Below are 4,170 nucleotides of genomic sequence, written 5' to 3'. Positions count from 1 at the left end.
GGACTGGGGCATCCCGGTGCTCCTGCAGGCCGACGGAGACACCGAACTGGTCCTTGACCTGCGCGGGATGGACTAAGGCGCGCCGGACCGGCCCGGTTTTGGCTGCCGGTCCCGCCTGCCGACGCAGCTAGGGCGGACCGGCGCGGCCATTGCCGGGCCAGTCCGGGCCCGCGTTGTCCACATGGTCCCGTCCCTGCCTGCCGGGGCTGGCCGGGCACCTGCACAGTGGGGCCATGGATCCTGTGCAAATTCTCCTCTCCCAGGGCGGCGTCGCACTGACCCGCGCGGTCATTGCCCGGGGAGCGGGCGAACCGGCCGTGCGCCGTGCGGTGCGCAGCGGCGAAATCCTCCGGGTGGAGCGGGGAGTGCTGGCGCTTCCCGGCGCTGACCCCGAGCTGGTGGCCGCCAAGCAGTCCCGGGCCCTGCTGACCTGTGCCTCCGCGGCACCCCGGTTCAAGTTATGGGTGTTGCGACCGGCCTCCTTGCCGCACTACTGGCACGGAAACGGGCGGCGGAACACTGCCTGTGTCAGCCACCGAACAGCCCTGACCCAGTCGGCTTCGGGAGCGGTCGCGGGACTTCCCGACGTTTTGCTGCACGCCCTTCTCTGCCTGCCGCCCCTGGAGTCCTTGGTCATCGTCGAGAGCGCCTACAACCGCGGCGACATTGACTTGGGGTTCCTGCTCCGGCATCTTCGGGGAAACCGCTGCGGCAAGGCAAGGGACGTGGTGGCCCGGGTTGAGTGGGGCGCGGATTCTCTCTTGGAAACACTGGCACGGGTACTTTTCCGGGACGCTGGCATTTTCACCGAAACCCAGGTGTGGATTGACGGCATCGGCAGGGTCGATTTCCTGCTGGAAGGCTTCCTGATTGTAGAAATCGACGGACTGGCCTTCCACCTTGAGTCACGGCAGTATAAGAAGGACCGCCGGCGGGATAACGCCGCCATGGTCCAGGGCTTCCCCGTGCTGCGCTTCTTCTACGACGACGTCGTCTACGGCCCGGACGGGGTGCTCGCCCAAGTGCGGGAGGTACTGGCCCGGGGGTCCCAGCGGTGGCCGCAGCGGCCCGGCTTTGGTGCCCGCCGGTGACCCCAGGGCCGGAAAACAGGACCTGGCAGGCTCAAAAACAGGCCGGTTCCGCTCCGGGCAGGGAACACGGGCAGGCAAACCCGGCCGGCCTCTAGCCGGTGAGCTGTGGGGTGAGCTTGATCGTGTCGCCGTCGATGTCCAGGCGGGTGGTGAAGCTGAAATCGTGGACGGCGTTGAGTTCCGTGACGGCACCGGTGAAGAGGTCCTCCTGCCGTGCCTTGATGCGGGCCTTGCCGTCCAGCGGGGCGACCACCCAGCGGCCGCCGAAGGGTTCGATGCTGACGGCCGGGTAGTCCGTGATGCTCCAGTCGATGGTCCCTGGCACGATGCGGTTGTTGGTGGTGTGGTAGAACGGGCAGCCCGGCTGCAGCTGCTGCGCCTTGTCGGCCTGATCGGCGCAATTGTCCAGGAACTCCTTGACCTTGGCGCTGACGGCACCCTTGAGGCCGTCCGTGGCCTGCGTCAGCAGGTTCAGCGGCGCGGTGGGCATGTCCCGGCCGGAGAGGGCTGTTCGGGTCGCGGGCGCGGCGAAGAACTGGCCGTTCAGGGACGCCTCGTACTCGCCGGGGTAGAACACGGCGAAGGAGTTGCGGCCGTTGGGCATGTTCACCGGAACGCCGTTAAGGGAGGCCTGGTTCGAGTTCACAACGGTGACGTCCAGTACCGGCAACGCGGCCGGCACAAAGGACCAGTCGTGGAAGAAAAGCCACTGGGTGCCGGAGCTTTGTAGCAGGAACTCGGTGTGCAGCTGGCTGCCGTCGAGGGTGTAATCGACCGGCACCATGACCTGGTTGTTGCCCCGGTCCTGCGCGGCACCGACTTTCACACCGGAGATCTTCGCGGCCGCGGTCTTCAACGCCTCTCCGTCGAGCATCGCGGGGTTGCTTTGCGGTACGGTGGCGCGCAGTAGGCCGAGGGCTTTCGCGCCGTCGCCCTTCTGCAGCGCGTCCAGATATTCGCGCACCGGCTGCTGCGGACTGGCAATCGAATTGTTCACCAGATTGACAGCGACGACGGCGCCGGCCACGGCGAGCATCAGGCCCAACAGCCACAGGGCTGCAATCCTGACCAACGCCTGACTCATCTGCACGTACCTTAGATTACCTGCACGCCCGCTGAATACAGGTGCTGCCGCACGACGGCGGGAGGTCAGGGCACGGCGGGCACTGTCCGGCGGTGCCTAGCGGCGGCGCCGGGAAGCCGTGCCGAATACGCCGCGAAGCAGTTCCCGGCCCAGTTGGCTGCCCATGGACCGGACCATGCTCTTGAGGCCGCCGCCCAAGGCCCCGCCCAGCGCGCCGACTATTTCGCCGGCCACCCCACCGCCGGCGGGCGCTTCCGGGCCCCGCTGCGGCTGCGCTGCTTCCCGTCCGCTGTCCTGTCCCGGCGCCGGCCGGCTGCTGGGCCGCCCGAGGACGTCTTCTTCGATCTGGCGGGCGTCCGCGTCCACTGCGTTGGGGGAACCGCCGGCTGCGGGGCCGGTTGTCGCGGCCGCCTGGCCTGCCAGCTTCTCGTAGGCGGAGACGTTGTCCACGGCGGTGCCGTACTTAGCCAGCAGGGCGGAGCCGGCCACGCTGCTCTTGACCAGGTCGTCGGTGCTGGGGCCCATGACCGATTCCGGGGAACGCAGCCGGGTGAGCGCAACCGGCGTCGGTGCGCCCTTCTCATTCATTACGGTAACGACGGCCTCGCCGATCCCGGCGGAGGTGAGAGTTTCTTCAAGGTCGTAGTCGCTGACCGGGAACGTGGAGACGGTCGCTTTCAGGGCCTTGGCGTCTTCCGGGGTGAACGCACGGAGGGCGTGCTGGATGCGGTTGGCCAGCTGGCCCAGGACGTCGGCGGGCACGTCCTTGGGCGTCTGTGTGACGAAGAAGATCCCGACGCCCTTGGAACGGATCAGCCGGATGGTCGTGGTAATGGCGTCCAGGAAGGCCTTAGACGCACCGTTGAACAGCAGGTGGGCTTCGTCCAGGAAGAACACCAGCTTGGGTTTTTCCAGGTCGCCGGCCTCAGGGAGGTCGTGGAAAAGATCCGCGAGCAGCCACATCAGGAACGTCGAAAACAGCATGGGTTTGGTCTGCAGGGTGGGGAGTTCCAGGCAGGTGACGACGCCGCGGCCGTCCGGGGCGGTCCGGAGCAGCTCGGCGGTGTCGAACTCGGGCTCGCCGAAGAACTTTTCCAAGCCCTGCGCTTCCAGGTTAATCAGTTCGCGGAGAATGACGCCGGCGGTGGCCTTGGACAGGCCGCCCAGTTCCGCAAGTTCGTCCTTGCCCTCGTCCGACGTGAGGAACTGGATGACGGCGCGGAGGTCCTTGAGATCGATCAGTTCCAGCTTCTTCTGGTCCGCGAAGTGGAAGACCAGCTGAAGGCTGGATTCCTGGGTGTCGTTAAGCTCCATAACGCGGGAAAGCAGGATGGGACCAAAGGACGTAATGGTGGCGCGGACGGGGATGCCGTTGCCGTCCCCGCCCAGGGCCAGGAACTCCACCGGGTAAGTCTTGCCGGACCAGGCCTGGCCGATGCTCTCGGTGCGGGCCTTCATCTTTTCGCTGGCCGTCGCGGCCGTGGCGAGCCCGGACAGGTCGCCCTTGATGTCCGCGAGGAACACCGGGACGCCGGCATTCGAAAGCTGCTCGGCCATCATGTGCAGCGTCACGGTCTTGCCGGTGCCGGTCGCCCCGGCCACCAGGCCGTGCCGGTTCATCATCGCCAGCGGCAGCCGGACCTGGGCGTCCTTGTGGAGTTCGCCGTCGACGATCGCCGCTCCCAGCTCGATTGTGGGCCCCTCCAGGGTGTAGCCCTGCTGGATGGTGGCGACTTTATCTGCGGTGGATTTCATGGCCATGCCGTTAGCTTAGCCGGGTCCGGCAGCCCGGACCCGGCGTCGGCCGAAATTACTTTGCGTCGGTCAGCGCCTTGAGGACTTCCTGCGCGACATCCTCGCTGGACTGCGGGTTCTGGCCGGTGATGAGGTTGCCGTCGCGGACCACATGCGAGCTCCAGGCGGCAGCGTTCTCGACGACGGCGCCCTTGTCCTTTAGGACGTCCTCCACGAACCAAGGGGTGTTCTCGCCAGTGC

At 66.9% G+C, this 4,170-nt stretch carries 3 protein-coding genes and 1 pseudogene; 1 reads left to right on the top strand and 3 read right to left on the bottom strand.

Annotated elements, in window-relative coordinates:
* The first annotated feature begins 233 nt into the window (after positions 1 to 233).
* Positions 234 to 1,091 (top strand): DUF559 domain-containing protein, encoded by an 858-nt coding sequence (locus AB4Y86_RS13395; RefSeq protein WP_441402707.1) that lies wholly within the window; start codon positions 234 to 236, stop codon positions 1,089 to 1,091.
* A 91-nt stretch (positions 1,092 to 1,182) separates the two neighbouring features.
* On the opposite strand, the gene AB4Y86_RS13390 is transcribed toward AB4Y86_RS13395, so the two are convergent.
* From AB4Y86_RS13390 to AB4Y86_RS13380, 3 genes and pseudogenes are all read right to left on the bottom strand, one after another.
* Complete coding sequence (locus tag AB4Y86_RS13390; protein WP_441402706.1) at positions 1,183 to 2,175, bottom strand: hypothetical protein; 993 nt, start codon at positions 2,173 to 2,175, stop codon at positions 1,183 to 1,185.
* A 96-nt stretch (positions 2,176 to 2,271) separates the two neighbouring features.
* Complete coding sequence (locus AB4Y86_RS13385; RefSeq protein WP_441402705.1) at positions 2,272 to 3,936, bottom strand: helicase HerA-like domain-containing protein; 1,665 nt, start codon at positions 3,934 to 3,936, stop codon at positions 2,272 to 2,274.
* 49 nt (positions 3,937 to 3,985) lie between these two features.
* Positions 3,986 to 4,170: pseudogene (locus tag AB4Y86_RS13380) on the bottom strand (type 1 glutamine amidotransferase domain-containing protein); the annotation flags it as partial.

This window comes from Arthrobacter sp. 2YAF22_2, assembly GCF_052114645.1.
GTDB lineage: Bacteria > Actinomycetota > Actinomycetes > Actinomycetales > Micrococcaceae > Arthrobacter.
The sequence above is the reverse complement of the archived record's forward strand: the minus strand, read 5'-3'. Positions and strand labels throughout refer to the sequence as shown.